Origin of the sequence: Flavobacterium sp. (genome assembly GCF_040382755.1) — a bacterium.
GTDB lineage: Bacteria > Bacteroidota > Bacteroidia > Flavobacteriales > Flavobacteriaceae > Flavobacterium.
In genome coordinates, this window is record NZ_JBEIET010000007.1 from 1 (window position 1) to 18,415 (window position 18,415).

Below are 18,415 nucleotides of genomic sequence, written 5' to 3' on the forward strand. Positions count from 1 at the left end.
ATTTATATATATTAAAATTATCATTTAATTATGAAAAATATTATAATTAAAAATTATGTTTAAAAACAAACTAAAAACAAACTAAAAACAAACGAGATTAATTAATTGTCTTCTAAATTTTCATTCTTTAAAAGGTTTTTAACTATATCACTTGGGTTAAATAATGGTAAGTAAAGTTTATTTAAAAATGAACCTGCCGTTTTAGCAATTATAATACCCCTTGATGAAGAAATAGAAAGTCCGATAATAGTTTCCAAGATAACATTTGGGATATTGATACCACCATTGCTATTATCCGAAATGATATTCTTTAAATCATTAATTTTATATTCAAATAAACCTTTAAATTCAATTAATATAATTTTATGATCATCTTCATTAATATAATCGTATATAATATTAAGATGAATACCAATTATTTCGTCATCTATATTGTGAGTTATTTTAAGACCAAGACCAATTTTTAAAAATTCTTCATTAAAATCATTTATGAAGCTGTCATCAGGCTCTTTAAAATTAAATTCGTCTATTTTGACTTTATTAAGTCTAAGTGAAAATTCTATGTTAGACATAATCAATTAATTAATGCAATTATTTATTTTAAGAGGTGTATTGAATTTAAAATTAATATCCGCTGAAATATCCTTTACGCTAGTTTTATCTAAAAAATTGTTTTTTGAAAAAGATTTAAAATCACCCTCTTTGAACAGATGTAAATCAGAATAATCTATTACAACTTGTATTTGTTTTCTCTGCTTATCGAGTAAACCATGATAATCATCAAATAAATAATCATTTATTTTTTCATACTCAAGTACAGGAACTCTATCAAAAGCAAGAGATAGTTCAATAAGCTTACTTATTTTATGGTCAAAATTGCCATTTAAAATTTGAGTGATATACCCTTTTGAAACACCTAATTTTGTTGCTAATTGAGTTTTATTTAAATTGTTTTCTTTCATGTATTTATTAATCAATTCAAATAAGTCTAATTGAATTTTGGTAATCCAATATTCTTTACTTTTTAAAAGCTCTTCTCTTTTCATTTGATTATTAATTAATTTAATTATATACTTAAGAATTGTTTTTTTATAGAACGAAATGATTTAATATCTTTTTTCTGGTCTTTTTTATAACCACCTACCACAATTATTTTACCACCAAATTGTTGTATTGAATAAATGCGTAGATGCTTAGACTTAAATTCGTACTCTCTAACTTTTTCTTTTTGTGGTGTTATATCTCTAAATTTAGTATCTGGTAAAGTTTTATTGTTTGCAACATATTCCATTAAAGTTAATAATTGTTTGAACTCACTTTCATAAGTTGTGCCAACTAAATCTTTTTCAAAAGCATCTAACTGTTTAACCCCATTTATTTCTAATTGAGAAAAAACCTGTTTACCCTTTATGGTTTCTATTTTATGAAGTGCAAATTTAGACATAATTTGTTTAGTTCCAACTAAACTTTTGATTTATTATTAAAAAAAAATGTTAATTTTCATTCAAACTTAATGAAAACAAAATAATAAAACTAATTCTTACGCCAATCAGACGGATTTATAGGATTACTATCTACCCATAAGCCTATTTTATTCTTTCTAGCATTATCTTCATATATTGCTAATTCTTTGGAAGTAAAATAGCTTTTGTAATGCCAACCCATACCTGCATTAATTATTTCTGTTGATAAGTATTTATTGTCTGTATCGTAGTAAATCATTGCTATACTTCTGCCGTATCTATCTGTATCTGTAACAACGTATTTAATTGTTTTAAGATAGATTTGGTATGATGTGAATTGTTTTGCTTTTGTGCCGAATGGTTGACTTTTTTCTGGACAATCTACTTCTGCTAACCTTAATTTGGTTTGATTAATTAAACTGTCTAAAACGACAACTGTATCTCCGTCTTTTATACCAACACCTTTATGGTTAATTTTGTTTGACTGATTGAATTGATAGATGAAAATACAAGAAATAAAACTAATAAGATTTTTTTCATTTTTAATACTTATCAAAAAAACATTCGTTTAATTATTGGCTTTTGGGAAAAAATGGTCAAACATTTTATAAAGTGTACCTGCTAAAATGGTTTCAACAACACCAAGAGGAATTTTGCTTTCCCAAGAACATTCAGTATTAAAAAATTTATACAGTATAAAAACGAAAACGCTAAGTGAAACTAAAGTAACAACACACTTTAATAAAATATCAGCCATTGTCTTATATACATCTGCTTGTCTTTTTGAAATATTCATCTTTCTATTAGTTGGTAAAATTCAACAATTTCTAATTCATTTTTATCAAAAGAATATTTCTCTTTTTCATTTGCTTGACAAATAAAACATTCAATTTGGTTTGGTATATCTTCAATATTATCATAAACACTGATTATTCTTTTACAATCATCATTTTTACAATACAAACCGTATTTTTTATAGAAGAAGTTTTGTCTAACTGCCATATCACAAAGCTTTTTAGCTACACCATAAGGTAAGTTAAAAAAACTTCTTATGTTCTCGACATAAATTCTATCGGGATCAGTGTTTTTAATTATCTCTGCTTTTCTTTTGAATAAACTTTTAAACATATCAGTTTCTTGTTAATATTAAATCTATCAAATCAGGTATTGAGTTAATGTTTTCAGGAAATTTAGTAAAAGAAAGCTTACCATTTGAAGGTTCTGTGGTGAAATGTGATATAATATCTTCTCTTTCTAAAATTTTAAATATGTTTTTTTGCAAAGGTGCATTTTGCAATTCATTATAGACATCTGGCATAGTAGTTTTTAAAGTAAATTCTTCGTCCATTACTTCTGTTGATGTAGACTTTGCTTTTTTATATTTTACAGATGCTGCATCAATAAAATTTTCTTCCCAAAGTTGTTTGATACCTTTGTTAATGTCTAACCTTGTTAAACTAGCTGTTAACGGCATTCTCTCAACTATATATTTTATAATTTCATCATCCATCATATCCTTATTAATTGAAAATACAACACTTTTAAATAAACTAGTTGCATCTCTCTCTTGAATATTTATTGATATAATGAATTTTGTATTAATTATTCTTATTTGTACAGGAGTATAATAAAAAACATCCTCCGTTGCAGATGTTTGGGGATTATAAACTTTATATGTAGCTTTAAAAAGTAAATTTAATGTTCTAATTGCTGGAGTAATATTAGTTTGATTGTGCAATAAATCATTGTCGCAAATCCATGTATTATCCATTACACCAGTAATATTATAAATATATACGTGTTGCCTTAAATGTGTAAAATTTGTAAAAGCAAAATTCTTCACTATTAAAGGAGAATTAGTATTTAATACTTCTTCAATTATTTCGTTTTGACTTAAACCAGTTATATCAAAAACATCTTTCAAGACTTTAACAGGATACGCTTTTAATAATCTTTTTAATAAATTTCTTTCACTATTCATATTGTTATGTAATTATCTCAATTAATACCGTCTATAAAGGTTTTGACGAAGTTAACTATTTTATCAGTAATTCTTACACCTATTGTATCACGATGTAATATACTTGGTTGTTTTTCAAGTGCGTTGATTACTTCTTCTTCGTTTGGTTTTCTTTCTGTAAATAGATAATCATTAATTATTGTTTCTACTTTTTCTTTATCTAGATTTTCTTCTGTACAAAGGTTGTCTAATGCTTTTTTTGTTTCAATGTCCCAAAATGAATTAAACTCATCTGCTATATCATTATCATCAGCAATTAATGGTAAATTTTCTAATATGAATTTTTCAATTAATTCCTTTTTACTTCTTAATTGTGTTTCACCGGCTAAAGCATCTACAATTTCTTTTTTCTTTTTATCTAAATCTTTTCCTGTTGCATTTTTAAGATTAGCTAATAATCTCAATATATAAGCTACATTTATTTCGTCTCTGTGGATTAACTCTAATTCAAAATCAATTTCATCTATAATAGATACTTTTTCTTTTTGGGAATTAGTTTTAATTTTTTCGTGTAAGTCAAGATACTTGCTTTTATAGTCATCAAACTCTTGTTCCTCCATATAAACATCGTCAAAAGTAAAATCGGAGAATGAAGATAATACATTACGCAATCTTATTATTTCTCTGAAAGCTTTAGCGAAATTTACTTCTTCCTCTTCACTTTCTAAATCATTTACACTATCAACTGTTGGAGTTATAGCCATTAACGTTTTATATGCTTTATTGAATTTTTTTACATACTCTTCGTATGGTTGAATTATAATTGTTTCTAAGGCATCTTTATTAGAAAACAAAGCTACTGCATCGTCTGTGGCTTGTTTTAGATTTCTAAACACTACTACGTTACCTTGTGATTTCTTCTCGTCTAAAATTCTATTTGTTCTTGAATAGGCTTGAATTAATCCGTGATATTTTAAATTTTTATCAACATACAAAGTATTTAATGTTTTACTATCAAAACCTGTAAGGAACATATTTACTACTAATAGTATATCAATTTGCTTATTCTTAACTCTTTTAGAAATGTCTTTTTTATAATTGAAAAAACTTTCGCTGTCTTTAGTAGAAAAGTTAGTTTTATGAGTTGCATTGTATTCTTTTATGAACTCTTCTAATTTATCTCTTGAATGTTTATTGATTGGTAATGTATCGCTAAATTCATCATCTGGAATAAAACCATTTGCATCTTTATCATCTTCATTGGCATTAAAAGAAAATATAGTAGCTATGTTTAAATTATGATTTCCTGCTTGTTTACTGGCTCGTAATAACTCGTAATACTTAATTAATATATCAACACTACTAACACAAAACATTGCTGTAAATGTTCTGTTATGTGTTTTTCTTGAATGATTGTTTATAATGTAGTTTGATATTGCTTCAAGCCTTTTAGGACTTTCCATTAACTCCTTTGTATCAATAGCTTCAACCTCTATATCTACATTGGTTTTTGAGTTTTCATTTTCTTTATATCTTCCAATATATTCAATAGAGAATTTTAAAACATTTTCATCACGAATAGCATCTGTAATTACATATTTATGTAAGCAATCGTGAAATAACATTGCTGTTGTGTTTTTCTTGCTTTCTTTGGCTACTGCATTTTTTGCAAATATTGGTGTTCCTGTAAAACCAAACATTTGATGATTTTTAAAGAAATCAACTATTTTTTTATGTGTATCTCCAAACTGACTTCTATGACATTCATCGAAAATAAATACTATCTTTTTATCTTGTAGCTGTTTCATTTTATCATTGAAACGAACTTTTGATATTGCTGTATTTAATTTTTGAATAGTTGTAACGATAAGAGGTGTATCATCTAAAAACTGATTGACTAACATTTTTGTATTCTCTGTTCCGTCGATACTATCTTTTTGAAATGCGTTAAATTCTCTTACTGTTTGCTCGTCTAAATCTTGTCTATCAACTACGAAGACTACTTTATGTACTTTTGGATTGTTAGTTAATATTTGACTTGCTTTAAATGATGTAAGCGTTTTGCCTGAACCTGTTGTATGCCAAATGTAGCCGTTTTTAGTACTGTTTTTAACTCTCTCAATAATTTGCTCTACTGCATAATACTGATATGGTCGCATAACCATTGGAATACTATCGCTTTCGTGAAGTACTATGTATTTTGTAATGATTTTAGCAATATGACAAGGATCTAAAAACCTTGCTGTAAATTGTTCTAACTGGGTAATGTTTTTATTGTTTTCATCACTCCAGAAGAATGTTTGCTTGAATGATTGTTTAGGATTATTAGCGTAGTATTTTGTATTTACACCATTACTAATAACAAATACTTGAACGTATTGAAATAGACCGTTAACTGCACTATATGAGTGTTTATGATAGCGATTTACTTGATTAAAAGCTTCTTTTAATTCTATACCTCTACGTTTTAATTCTATTTGAACTAAAGGCAATCCATTAATTAAAATAGTAACATCATAGCGGTTTGTATAACTACCTTCTATTGTTATTTGATTTGAAACTTGAAATTCGTTTTGACACCAAAAATTTTGATTGATAAACTCAACATAAAAAGTAGTGTTATCATCTCGTTTTAAACCATAACTATCTCTTAAAGTTTTAGCTTTATCAAAGATGTTACCTTTACTTAAATGAATGAGTATTTTGTTAAATTCATTATCTGAAAATGAAGTTTTATTATGCTTTTCTAATTGTGTTTTTAGATTAGCATATAAACCCTTTTCATCTTTGATGTTTACGAATTTATGCCCTAAATCTTGTAATTGTTTTACAAGGTTATTTTCAAGTACTTGTTCTGGTTGTGTAGTCATATATTATTTAAACAAACATTTGTTGTAATAAACCTTTTTTAAATTCTTTTGTACCCTCTAACTGAATATTTATACTGTTAATTTTACTATCTATTGAAGAAAGAAATGTTGCTATTTTATCTTGTTCTTTGAAAGATGGTACTTCAAGAAGAATAGATTTTATTTCTGAACCGCTAACGGCTGTAAATGTGCTGCCTTGTTCCAATTTGCCCCATTTATCTTCAAAGTATAATAAAAATTGATAAACAAACTCATTGTTATTTTGATCTTTAGATTTAATAGAGCAAACACCTCTGCCAATACATGCTTTATGAATAGATTTTGAAACAAAGCCAACAGGTGCTCTAACTGTAAGTATAATATCTCCTATTTCACATTTTTTAGTTGGCTGACTTGTCCATTGTCTCGGATTTGTTTTTCTATCTTTTATATCAGCATTACCTTGTATTAGCATTAGACCATTACCATCAATATTATATGAATTAGAACTTGGTGATTGCCCCATGTTTATTGTGGCAATATCATCTAAAGTTTTCTCATACCATTCAGGATAGTCATTACCATTATCATCTTTAAATCTAATTTCTTGATTAAAGATTTTTTGCATAATGCCTTTTTTATATTGCTCTAAAAGTTCTTTCTTTTTTGTTAGTTGGTTAATTTTATTATCAACATTGCTTAGAAAAACTGAAATTTTATTTTGTTCCTCAATTGATGGTAAAAACACTTCAAGATTTCTAATTACACTTAAAGAAACGAACTTCTGAGTACCACCTACATTTTCTTTGTAAATTTGTCTTAATATATGGTTAGACTTTAAGTTTTGAATTAAAAATGTATTTTTTAGTTCATTTTTTTCTTTTATTAAAGCAACATTTTTTATTGCAAAATCATCTCTATTTAATAATACAGGATTACCAATAGTTCCAATCATACCAAAAATTATATCGCCTTTATCGACTTTTGACCGTCTATTTATATTGTCAAAATCAAATTGTGTTATAAACTCAACATTCTTAAAATCAAGTACACCATTTTCATTTAAATTTTTAGAGGTTATTAAAGGATAACCCTTGTCAACGTATTTTGGACTATCATGTGTGCCATCTCTAACATCACTTAGCTTACCTAAGATATGTTTATTCCATTTATTATTAAATTCAGAAAATCTTAATTTTGGACTTAATGCATTCATATCAAAAAGGTGTTTGAATGTTTAGTTGTTTACAAAAATCTGCAATTGTATTATCTGTATTTATAATTTCCTTTTCTAACTCTTTTAATTCATTTGTAACTGCATTTAAATCAATACGTTCAGTAGCTTCAAACGTATCAACATATCTTGGAATATTTAAATTATAATCGTTGTCCTTTATTTCTTGTAAAGTAGCTCTGTAGCTGTATTTTTCCTCAACTAAACGCTCTTGATATGTGCTAATTATTTTATCGATATGTTCCGGCAATAACACATTTTGTGTTTTTACTTTTTCAAAATGATTACTAGCATCAATAAATAAAATATCCTCGTCTATTTCTCTACATTTTTTAAAAACCAAAATTGATGTTGGAATACCTGTGCCATAAAATACATTTGAAGGTAAACCAATAACAGCATCTAAGTAGTTTCTGTCTTCAATCAAATATTTTCTAATATGACCTTCTGCTGCACCTCTAAATAAAACTCCATGTGGAAGCACACAAGCCATAATACCATTATCGTCTAAATGATGTATCATGTGTTGTACAAAAGCAAAATCGGCTTTAGTTTTAGGTGCTAATCTACCATATTGACTAAATCTATCATCAGAAGCAAAAATTTGTTTAGCACTCCATTGAGCTGAGAATGGTGGATTTGCTACGATAGCTTCGGCTTTTAATTCTTCGTGTAAATCGTCTTCTAATGTATCTCCTTGTTTAATATCGAATTTAGTGTAATGAACATCATGTAAAATCATATTCATTCGAGCTAAGTTGTATGTAGTTCTGTTTAACTCTTGTCCATAAAAATAACCAACATCTTCAACTTCTTTAGCTACTCGAAGTAATAACGAACCACTACCACACGTTGGATCATATACTGATTTTAATCGTTTTTTTCTTGTTGTAACTATCTTTGCTAATATTGTAGATACTTGTTGTGGTGTGTAAAATTCACCAGCTTTTTTTCCTGCACCTGCTGCGAACTCACCAATTAAATACTCATAAGCATCGCCTAAAACATCAGCGTTTGTATCTTCTAATTGAAAATCAATTTTATTAAGTGCATTTAGTATTTTAGCAATAATTTCATTTTTTGCTTTTGTTGTTTTACCTAGTTTAGAAGAGTTTAAATCAAGGTCTTCAAATAAACGTACAAAGTCGTCTTCACTCTCTGTACCCATTGTGCTTTGCTCAATGTTGTTTAATATTCTTTCTAAGTCTTCAAGAATAAAAAATTGAGTAGCTTCGTCATTCTCATTAGTTTCATTATCAACTAAATTATTCCCTTTGTTTGCTAAACTTGAAAATAACTCTGATGGTTTAAGAAAATAACCTAATTTTTTGATACATGCTTTTTTTACTGCATCAATATACATTTTGTCTTTTTCTTCTTCTAAATCTGTATATTTTAAATTATCAGGTTCAAGAATTTCTTTAGCATATATTTCTAATTTTTCGGATAGATATTTGAAAAAGATAAAGCCGAGAATATAGTTTCTATAATCATCGGCATCCATTTTACCTCTTAATATGTTGGCAATAGCCCAAAGCTGTTGTTCTAATAATTTCTTCTGTTCGTCTGACATTGTTGGCTTTTTATTGTAAAGCGTAAATGTAGGAATAAAATTAGAAATGTATATTAGTTATTCTTTTTGCAAATTCTATTTAATAGTTAGGTAAAGTTTTTTGTAAAAAAAATTAACTGTGTAATTATTAATATTGATTTGCCACTGGCACTAAAGTATTTCAAATTTTTATAAAATTTTTTGTACGCAATCCATCCTTCTCAAAACCCCCACCAATTCAGAGTGATTACAATGCCCCCTCCGGTGTTGTGTTAAACAATAAATCTGGCTAGAAATAATTACTTAAGGTGAAAGCTAAGTGTTACTCCAGAGAAAATATTGTTTAGTTACTAAAATGTTTAACTCAAGAAAACAAGAAAAAAATGGTAAGAATTTCAAACTATCAAAAAAGAACAACAGAGGAAGGAAAAGAATTCTTTACTCTAGAATTACAAGGCGGGGTTGAAATAGTTAAATCCCGAGAAACTGGAAAGAATTACATGACTGCAAGAAAAGCATCAATGTCATGCACATTTGATGAGCTAACTTGTCAATCATTAATTGGAACAGAACTGCCAGGATCTGTGAAGAAAGTGGCTTGTGAAGACTACTCCTACACCATTAAGGAAACAGGAGAAATCATTACACTATCACACAGATTTGAATATGTAGAGCATGAAGCTCCTAAATATTCTCCTGAGAAGAGTAACACTACCATTGAAGAGTTTATGTCTAAAGCCCCTGTTGGCAATTCATTCTCAACAAATGGCCAGTTAGTTCATTAATCAAATCTAATTTTGTCCAAAATTTATAAGCTATCTATATAGTACAATATAAATTTTGGACATTTTTATGTTTTAAAAGTTATGTAAAATGATAACAGATATGCAATCAAAACACAGTGAAGTAGCTGAGATAAAAGTATCCTATAGTACTGCCAATACTCCTAATATAAAAATTACTAATGCCCAAAAAGCATTTGAGTTGATTCTATCCTCATGGGATTCAGACATTATTGAATTACAAGAAGAATTTAAAATATTGCTACTCAATAGAGCAAATGAAGTACTAGGTATTTATCCTTTATCCAAAGGTGGAAGAACTGGAACTGTTGTTGATTTAAGATTAATCTTTGCGGTAGTATTAAAATGTAATGCAATAGGAATAATATTGTGTCACAATCATCCAAGTGGCAATTTAAAGCCTAGTGATGCTGATATTACTATAACTAAGAGTATCAAAAAATGTGCGGACTTATTAGATGTTACATTATTGGACCATTTAATTATTACAAAGAATGGATTTTTTAGTTTTTCAAGTGAAGGAAAGTTAAGTTGAGAATGTAAGCTAGTCCATTTACCCCTCAAAATGAGGTAAAAACAAATTTCTACTTTAAACCATCATATAATATAATAGCCATATTTTAATTTACTTTTCTACATTCATTTCTTAAAAATAACATTTTTTGTAATCTTGATTACCTAAACTATTAAGATATTTGATTTACTGTTAATAAAGGCTGTAAATACTAAAATTTAATAAACTAAATGATCTTCTTTAAATAGCTTTTTTTATATTCGTTGTTTTAAAATACAACTTAAATGCAAAATCAAAGTAACTTAATAATAGAAAATAATGTTCTCAACTGGGAATATAAATTTGGCATTAAATTTAGCATGCCAAGTAATTGTATTATATACTTTGAAAAGGAAAATAACATTGCTTTAAACAAATACATAAGGAGTAATTATGATGAACTTAGAGATAAATTTTCTAAACATAATTTCAACTTGATTTTTGCTCCTTTATTAACTAATACAATAAATGATTTAGATAAAGTTGTAGAATACTTTTTACCACAATTAACTTATTATGAGATTCCCCAAAAAGTAAAAAATCAATATGGGGAGTTAATGTTTGCTAAAGGACTTAATAAAGGCATAGATGACTTCGGTGCTGTATTTCCAGAAGAGGAATTTACACCTTCATCTTATAACTACAGTGATATTCTAAAATTAATAGATTATAAGGGCAATTTCAATTCAGGCTTTATACTTTATAATAATGTTGTAGGTGTTTCTGATGCTTTTTATGAAAAAAATAGTGAAATTGATTTTAGTTCATTTTTTAAAGAATTTGAAGATTACCTTGCAGAAATAAGTAATCTGGAGTATGATGCTATGATAGCTAACATACCTCCAATAGTAGATTTAACAGAAAAGCTTGATGAAGAAGCAGCCCAAATTGTTAATGATTTAAAAGAAAAATTAGCTGCTTTAACCGATTCAGGTCAATTGTTATTTATTGTGCCCATTTTAAAAGACTTACTTGATAAACAAACTGAAAAAATTGATTTTAAAAGTATAAGCAAAATTACAATTGACAAACAAAATAAGATATTGCTTCCTTACTTCAAAAAAGAAGTAGAATTAAGCCATTTAACTAAATCTGTTTACTTTTTATTCTTAAAACACCCAGAAGGAATTAATTTAAAAGAACTTGAAAACTTTAAAAAAGAACTTCTAACTATTTACATTTCTGTTTCAAACCAATTAGATCATGATAAAATGGTTAAGAGTATTGATGATGTAGTTAATTTAGAAACAAAAGCCATTTATACCCACTTATCAAGAATTAAATCTGCATTTTATAAAATAATGGATGCTTCTCATGCCAGCCACTATATTATTTCAGGTAATGGTGAGGAAAACAGAAAAGTTTTATTTAACACCAATGCCATTGATTGGTATGTTTATGACCCAATAGATGATTATGAGTTATAATTAATTTGCACTTGCAAATTTGCAACACTGCTTGACAATTATCTTTCAATTCTATTTTTGCATGATTATAATTTGTTTAAGCATCAAACTAATCATTTTAAACAATGGAAAATATTATTTTAAATCAATTTGCTATAGGAGAAGAGTTTTCTTTACATGAGTTTGAATTAGAGTACAAAGAAACAAAAACAGACAAGAATGGACTTGATTATGATTATTACAGATACGTTGGAGACTTAAATTCAATTGAAGTAAAGAACGTGATACTTATATACAATTGTGATGTTTTAAGGGGTGCGTTTTGCTTTAGCTAAAGTTAAAAAGTTCAACTAAAGTAATCTCTAGTGCATTAGCTACTTTTTCCAAAGTTGAAAGTGTTGGATTTACTCTACCTGCCTCAAGTCTGGACATGTTACTCTTCTCAAAGTTGCATTTAGCAGCTAGATCTTGTTGTGAAATACCCTTAAGCTCTCTGAGTTTCTGGATGTTTTTTCCAACATTTATTTGAAGAGAATTATCTGACATTTAACATTTAAGAGTTATATTATATGATAACTCAAAATTTGTACTATTTTTGCTTTATATGGTTATCATTAATGATAACTAGTTGTTTTATTTTACAAGCTTATTTATGAAGAAAGAAAACTTCAATACTATATTACGTTGGCTATTGTTCATGCCACTATCTTTAATAGCAACAATTATTGTTATTAAACTATTAGGTTATCTTAATGATTTTTCAATGTGGAGATTGGGTTATGACTCAGATAGTCTCTTCAGTAAATTATATTTAGCAATTTCAAATGGCTTGGCTAATGGGTGTGTTTTTGTTTATATAGGTTCATTCATAGTGCCTAATCACAAAAAGTATGTTGCAATTTTATTGACTATTGTTATTAACTTTTTTCTAATCAAAGAATTAATTGCCAAATATGCAACACTAGATAGTGGAGAAAGTTTTTTCATAATACTATTCACAAGTATTACGCTTATCAGTTCTGTTTTAACAATGTTCAGTTTTATTAATCCCGACAGTGAAAACAGAACTAATTATTAATTATTTTAAAGGCAAAACAACTTTTAACTACCTACCTAATAACCTTAACTATGTTTGATTTTAATAAAAAGAAAATTTCATTATCAATTTTTCTGATTACACTAGTTTTAATTTCTTTCATTTCGAAAGTGAAAATACAAGTAGAGATACCTGTAGAATTTGAAGATACAACAAATTTAATGGATGTTGTAGATTTATTTGGTTGTACTTTTAATTACATTAACACTTTGTTTTTCCTTTTGCTATTTATTATAATGTCCATTTTGCTTTTTATTTTTTCAGATGACGTTCAGATTAGTAAAAAAGGAAAAAGTTTAAAGGAAAAAGTTTTAAAGTGGGATATCAAATTAATGGCAATATCTATTCTTGTATTGATTATTATTTTAATAATAGGAAAAAGCTGTAATAATAACTCAAAATCAGACAATTCCAAAGCCATGCAGGATACACTTGCGTTGCCTGATGAAATTGCCGTAGACTGTGTTGCAGTGGCACCTGTAGAAGATACATGTCTTGTAGAAGCTTCATATGATGAGCTAATCAATGATTCAATAAGTGATGCTGAAAATAAAAAAAGTAAAGGGATGTCTGCATTTGGTAAAGCAAAACAAGAGTTACAGCAAGGGGATGAAGGAATAAATGCTAGCTTTTCTAAATGAAAAGGGTTAAGTTTTAAATAACTTAGATACACAACACATTTGGATTATGTACGTTGGAAATGAACAAAATAATTTAAATAAATTTTAATGCTTGAGTTAGAAAAAGTATTATTACAAGCCGTAGTGCGACTTGATATAGAAATGTTCAAGGAATTTTATATACATACGGAAGATTATAAAAATTCTGATAGGTTGTTTTTAATAAGAGATATGACTATTGCAATTAATAAGTTTAAAGAATCAGGAGATTCTTATTTAGAGCCAAACTCTGGTGTATGTTATGGATGTAATAAAGGTTGTAGTGGACATATATTAGTGGGTGATAAAAGTAAACAATATTTTTCCTTAATATTTAAAAACCATGAAAACAAAATTATTGGAGTAAATGAATGTGTCAATTTAAAAACTCTAAACAATATAAAAGATTTGAACAAAAGAATATATCTACATTATTACAATAATCCAAGTTCACCAAATTATGTCCCTTTTTAAATCTAATTATGAGATTTTATATAAAAACAGAATATTGAATTTTGGCTGAATTAATAATTAAGAAGATATAATAAATATCAAAAATTATTCAGGTCAAACATAGGTTAAACATTTTATATACAATATAGAAACAAAAGCAACTAAAGGCAAAAAGTAAAAGTGAAACTCTCTTTAAAATAAGGCATTTACAAACAAAAAGAAAGAAATGAAACATAACTTGAAGGGACTCATAATCAGGTGGTCCCTGGTTCGAGCCCAGGTGGGACCACAAGTAAAATCAAAGGTTTCAAGATTTATTTCTTGGAACCTTTTTTAATTTGCAAGATTTCTGCAAGATTTTATTATTCACTACTGTCAAATCTAATTCATATACTTTTTCTCCTGAAGAGAAATATTATTAGGTCATCCCAACACCTCATAAAAATATCTCTTCTCTTTTGAGTTATATATTGAACCACCTTTATCAAACTTTAAGTCATATTCTTTGACATAAATTCGTCCTTCTTTATATGAATTGGGGTCACATATAAGTTCAAGTTTGTCTTCAATATCCTTTGCAACGAGCATATCCTTTGCACAATCAATTAAAAAGTGTGCGTGGTAATATTTGTCTTCAGTATTCTTTTCAATTGCATAGAATAGAGTTAATTGATTCTTTTCCATCTGTAATTTTTTGAGTTCATTAAAAATAAATCTCATCTTATTTTTTAAGTCATCTACATTTGAACTTCCGGGCACTACATCTCCAAAATAACTCCAATAATGATTTCTAACCCATTTAATTGTTTGGTTATGTTCATTTTTACTCAATCGTCTTCTCTTTCTAAATAAATCATCTAATACTGAATGGTGAATCAAACGAGTTGGTGAACCTGATTTAGAGGTTATGAATTTTGAGTGGGTGGGGTCAATACTTTTAATTCTTTGTTTGTAAGTTGATGGTGAAATAGGATATAATTTTAATATTTCATTCTTTGTATACCATTCATTAGTTAGCATAATAAATCTATCTTTAATTATTAAAGTTTATTTGACACAAAATGACTTTGAGATACTATTTGTAAAGGATTTTTAATCTAATTGATTAAAATAACTGACCACTTTATAATGACTATATCTTATTAAGTATTTCTATCATTATAATAAGTAGATGATTAAGATAGAAAAGTCAAATAATTAAAAGTTTTTTTTATATTATATTTGTCTTTTTAGTATTACAATTATGACTTTACATCAATACATTGAAACCATAAACCAACGATTTAGGTTAGGTAATGCAACGGAGCACACATTTCGTGGTGATTTACAACAATTGTTAGAATCTTTAGTTACCGATATTCGTGCGACTAACGAACCAAAACGACAATCGTGTGGTGCCCCTGATTACATTATTACTCGTGGAGAAATACCCGTTGGATTTATTGAAGCAAAAGATGTTGGTGATAAAGACCTTGAAGGAAAAAAGAAAACAGGTAATCAAGAACAATTTGACCGCTATAAAACAGGTCTTGCTAACTTGATTATTACCGATTACATAGATTTTCATTTTTACAGAGATGGTATTTTTACAACTAAAATATCCATTGGTAAAGTTGAAAATGGCTCTATCGTTCCACAACCTGAAAACTATGACCAATTTACACAATTATTTAAGAATTTTTGTGAAACTATTTCACAATCTATAAAGTCCCCAACACGACTTGCAGAGATGATGGCGGGTAAGGCTCGTTTAATGGCAGATATTATTGAAAAGTCATTAAATGAAGATGATGAAAATAGTAATTTGTCTAATCTTAAAAGACAAATGTTATCGTTTCAAAAGATGTTGATTTCTGATATTGATAACAAATCCTTCTCTGACTTATATTCTCAAACCATTGCCTATGGAATGTTTGCGGCTCGTTATCACGACCCAACATTACAAAACTTTTCAAGGGAAGAAGCGGTTAAGTTAATCCCGAAGAGTAACCCATTTTTAAGAAAGTTATTTAAGGACATTGCCGATGAAGATTTAGACACAAGGTTAGTATGGATAATTGATGAATTAGTAAATGTATTTCTAGCATCTGATGTGGCTTCTATTATGAAGAACTTTGGTAAGTCAACCAAACAAGAAGACCCCGTTGTTCACTTTTACGAAACATTCTTGGGAGCTTACAATCCAGCACTTCGAAAAGCACGAGGAGTTTGGTATACACCTCAACCGGTAGTTAATTTTATTGTCCGTGCTGTGGATGATATTCTAAAAACAGAATTTGATTTACCTGAAGGATTGGCAGATTCAAGTAAGAAGAAAATAAAAGTTAATTATCAAGGTAAACAAATTGAAAAAGAAGTTCACAAGGTTCAGATATTAGACCCTGCAACAGGAACAGGAACTTTTCTTGCTGAGACCATCAAACATATTCACAAAAAGTATGATGGAATGCAAGGCATTTGGAGTAAATATGTGGAGGACGATTTAATTCCTCGTATCAATGGGTTTGAGTTGTTGATGGCATCCTATGCGATGGCACATCTAAAATTAGATATGTTGTTAACCGAAACAGGTTATGTTCCAACCAAAGACCAACGACTACGAGTTTTTCTAACCAACTCATTAGAAGAGCCACACCCTGATTCAGGAACTCTATGGGGAAATTTACTCTCCGATGAAGCTGACCAAGCCAATGAAGTAAAAAGAGACACTCCTGTAATGTGCATAATTGGTAATCCACCTTATAGTGGTGAGAGTGCCAATAAAGGAGAATGGATTATGAAGTTAATGGATGATTATAAAAAAGAGCCAGGAGGAGTTCAAAAACTACAAGAACAAAATTCAAAATTTATTAACGATGATTATGTTAAGTTTTTGCGATACGGACAACATTATATTGAAAAAAACGGACAAGGAGTTTTAGCATTTATTAACCCTCACGGATTTTTAGACAACCCTACTTTTAGAGGTATGCGATGGAACTTACTAAAAACCTATGACAAAATATACACTATCGACCTTCACGGAAATAGCAAGAAAAAAGAGACTGCTCCTGATGGAAGTGCTGATGTAAATGTATTTGACATTATGCAAGGAGTTTCAATAAACTTGTTTGTAAAAACCGGGAAGAAAAAACCAAGTGAGTTAGGTAAAGTATTTAATTTTGATTTATTCGGTAAGAGAGAAATAAAATATAATTTTCTTATTGAAAATAATTTTAATCAAATAAATTTCAATGATTTAGAATATTCTAATCCTCATTATTTCTTTATTAAGAAAGATTTAGAAATTCAAAAAATATATAACAAGGGGATTTCAGTAAATGAACTATTTTCAAAAAATACTTTAGGAATACAAACTCACAGAGATTCATTTGTAATTTCTATAGATAAAAATATATTAAAAAACAGGATAACAGATTTCTACAATCCCGAGATATCAAATATAGATTTAATTTCAAAATATAAAATTAAAGAGACCAATGAATGGCTGTTGGATAAAAAAAGAAAGGGCTCGTTTATTGAACAATCTATAGTTAAAATTGATTACAGGTTTTTTGACACAAGATTTGTGTATTACTCCAATGATGTAATTGATAGAGATAGAAAAAATATTATGCGACATTTAATTCATTCTAATGTTGCATTAACAATATCAAAACAGCAAAGTAGCTCTGCATTTAGACATATATTTTTATCAAAAAACATACAAGAATCTTGTTTAATATCCCTCCAAACTAAAGAAGGAGGGTATACTTTTCCTCTATATCTTTATCCTGAAAACAATGAACAACAAACCATAGACCAATCATCAGAAAGAACCCCTAATCTTAATGATGAGATTGTTAAAGAAATATCCGGGAAAATTCGGTTGACCTTTACAAACGAGAAAGAAACAATCAAAGATACTTTTGCTCCAATTGATATATTAGATTACATCTATGGGGTATTACACTCTCCAACTTACCGGGAGAAATATAAAGAGTTTCTAAAAATTGATTTCCCAAGAGTTCCCTATCCAAAAGATAAAGACACATTTTGGAAGTTGGTGAAATTGGGTGGTGAAATAAGACAAATCCATTTATTAGAAAGTGCTGTGGTGGAGAAACCAATCTCCAAATATCCTCACACCGGAACTAATATTGTAGGTAAAACCAAATATGAAAATGGTAATGTTTACATCAACGAAACACAATGTTTTGAGGATGTTCCGGAGGTTGCTTGGAACTTCTATATTGGAGGTTATCAACCGGCACAAAAATGGTTAAAAGACCGAAAAGATAGAGAACTTCAAATAGACGACATAAGACACTATATGAAGATTATTGTTGCGTTAACCGAGACCGATAGATTGATGAAAGAGATTGATAAAATTGAAATTGAGTAAAAA

Annotated in this window: 20 protein-coding genes; 8 read left to right on the forward strand and 12 right to left on the reverse strand. The window is 28.2% G+C overall.

Translation table 11 applies throughout. From position 1 onward, the window contains the following. Positions 1-101: 101 nt before the first annotated feature. The 10 genes from ABWO04_RS01485 to ABWO04_RS01530 form a co-directional block, all read right to left on the reverse strand. The gene (locus ABWO04_RS01485; RefSeq protein WP_353076686.1) at positions 102-572 is read right to left on the reverse strand and encodes a hypothetical protein; all 471 of its coding nucleotides are present in this window, start codon (positions 570-572) and stop codon (positions 102-104) included. Between the two features lie 6 nt (positions 573-578). Further along, positions 579-1,046, reverse strand: coding sequence for a helix-turn-helix domain-containing protein (locus tag ABWO04_RS01490; protein ID WP_353076687.1), 468 nt, complete (start codon positions 1,044-1,046; stop codon positions 579-581). Positions 1,047-1,066: 20 nt separating this feature from the next. After that, positions 1,067-1,444 carry a hypothetical protein gene (locus tag ABWO04_RS01495; RefSeq protein ID WP_353076689.1) on the reverse strand — a complete coding sequence of 126 codons (378 nt, stop codon included), beginning with the start codon at positions 1,442-1,444 and terminating at the stop codon, positions 1,067-1,069. A gap of 89 nt (positions 1,445-1,533) precedes the next feature. Next, positions 1,534-2,019: a thermonuclease family protein gene (locus tag ABWO04_RS01500; protein WP_353076691.1), complete on the reverse strand. Its 486-nt coding sequence runs from the start codon at positions 2,017-2,019 to the stop codon at positions 1,534-1,536. Between the two features lie 12 nt (positions 2,020-2,031). After that, a complete protein-coding gene (locus ABWO04_RS01505) occupies positions 2,032-2,259 on the reverse strand; it encodes a hypothetical protein (protein WP_353076693.1) in 228 nt (75 codons plus the stop codon). Continuing rightward, on the reverse strand, positions 2,256-2,591 hold the full coding sequence (locus tag ABWO04_RS01510; protein ID WP_353076695.1) for a hypothetical protein: 336 nt from the start codon (positions 2,589-2,591) through the stop codon (positions 2,256-2,258). The genes ABWO04_RS01505 and ABWO04_RS01510 overlap by 4 nt, the downstream gene beginning before the upstream one ends. A 1-nt stretch (position 2,592) precedes the next feature. Further along, positions 2,593-3,444, reverse strand: coding sequence for a hypothetical protein (locus ABWO04_RS01515; protein ID WP_353076696.1), 852 nt, complete (start codon positions 3,442-3,444; stop codon positions 2,593-2,595). A 17-nt stretch (positions 3,445-3,461) separates the two neighbouring features. After that, positions 3,462-6,293, reverse strand: a complete 2,832-nt coding sequence (locus tag ABWO04_RS01520) for a type I restriction endonuclease subunit R (protein WP_353076698.1) — start codon at positions 6,291-6,293, stop codon at positions 3,462-3,464. A 7-nt stretch (positions 6,294-6,300) separates the two neighbouring features. Beyond that, a complete protein-coding gene (locus tag ABWO04_RS01525) occupies positions 6,301-7,488 on the reverse strand; it encodes a restriction endonuclease subunit S (protein ID WP_353076700.1) in 1,188 nt (395 codons plus the stop codon). A 1-nt stretch (position 7,489) separates the two neighbouring features. Continuing rightward, complete coding sequence (locus ABWO04_RS01530) at positions 7,490-9,079, reverse strand: type I restriction-modification system subunit M (RefSeq protein ID WP_353076701.1); 1,590 nt, start codon at positions 9,077-9,079, stop codon at positions 7,490-7,492. A gap of 362 nt (positions 9,080-9,441) precedes the next feature. Here ABWO04_RS01530 and ABWO04_RS01535 point away from each other — a divergent pair, with 362 nt between their 5' ends. From ABWO04_RS01535 to ABWO04_RS01550, 4 genes are all read left to right on the forward strand, one after another. After that, complete coding sequence (locus tag ABWO04_RS01535) at positions 9,442-9,843, forward strand: hypothetical protein (RefSeq protein WP_353076702.1); 402 nt, start codon at positions 9,442-9,444, stop codon at positions 9,841-9,843. Between the two features lie 88 nt (positions 9,844-9,931). Continuing rightward, a complete protein-coding gene (locus tag ABWO04_RS01540) occupies positions 9,932-10,396 on the forward strand; it encodes a JAB domain-containing protein (protein ID WP_353076703.1) in 465 nt (154 codons plus the stop codon). A 263-nt stretch (positions 10,397-10,659) separates the two neighbouring features. Then, positions 10,660-11,841, forward strand: a complete 1,182-nt coding sequence (locus tag ABWO04_RS01545; protein ID WP_353076705.1) for a hypothetical protein — start codon at positions 10,660-10,662, stop codon at positions 11,839-11,841. A 104-nt stretch (positions 11,842-11,945) separates the two neighbouring features. Beyond that, on the forward strand, positions 11,946-12,155 hold the full coding sequence (locus ABWO04_RS01550) for a hypothetical protein (RefSeq protein ID WP_353076707.1): 210 nt from the start codon (positions 11,946-11,948) through the stop codon (positions 12,153-12,155). Here the strand turns inward: ABWO04_RS01550 and ABWO04_RS01555 are convergent. Further along, complete coding sequence (locus ABWO04_RS01555) at positions 12,148-12,366, reverse strand: helix-turn-helix domain-containing protein (RefSeq protein ID WP_353076708.1); 219 nt, start codon at positions 12,364-12,366, stop codon at positions 12,148-12,150. The two genes, ABWO04_RS01550 and ABWO04_RS01555, sit on opposite strands and share 8 nt — an antisense overlap. 106 nt (positions 12,367-12,472) lie before the next feature. Between ABWO04_RS01555 and ABWO04_RS01560 the strand changes: the two genes are divergently transcribed. From ABWO04_RS01560 to ABWO04_RS01570, 3 genes are all read left to right on the forward strand, one after another. After that, positions 12,473-12,898, forward strand: coding sequence for a hypothetical protein (locus ABWO04_RS01560; RefSeq protein ID WP_353076709.1), 426 nt, complete (start codon positions 12,473-12,475; stop codon positions 12,896-12,898). A gap of 128 nt (positions 12,899-13,026) precedes the next feature. Continuing rightward, the gene (locus ABWO04_RS01565; RefSeq protein ID WP_353076711.1) at positions 13,027-13,557 is read left to right on the forward strand and encodes a hypothetical protein; all 531 of its coding nucleotides are present in this window, start codon (positions 13,027-13,029) and stop codon (positions 13,555-13,557) included. Between the two features lie 87 nt (positions 13,558-13,644). Further along, positions 13,645-14,049, forward strand: a complete 405-nt coding sequence (locus ABWO04_RS01570) for a hypothetical protein (protein WP_353076712.1) — start codon at positions 13,645-13,647, stop codon at positions 14,047-14,049. 402 nt (positions 14,050-14,451) lie between these two features. On the opposite strand, the gene ABWO04_RS01575 is transcribed toward ABWO04_RS01570, so the two are convergent. Then, entirely contained in the window at positions 14,452-15,048 is a 597-nt protein-coding gene (locus tag ABWO04_RS01575) for a hypothetical protein (RefSeq protein ID WP_353076714.1), read from the reverse strand. Positions 15,049-15,271: 223 nt separating this feature from the next. Here ABWO04_RS01575 and ABWO04_RS01580 point away from each other — a divergent pair, with 223 nt between their 5' ends. Further along, positions 15,272-18,412 carry a type ISP restriction/modification enzyme gene (locus tag ABWO04_RS01580; protein WP_353076716.1) on the forward strand — a complete coding sequence of 1,047 codons (3,141 nt, stop codon included), beginning with the start codon at positions 15,272-15,274 and terminating at the stop codon, positions 18,410-18,412. Positions 18,413-18,415 lie beyond the last annotated feature (3 nt).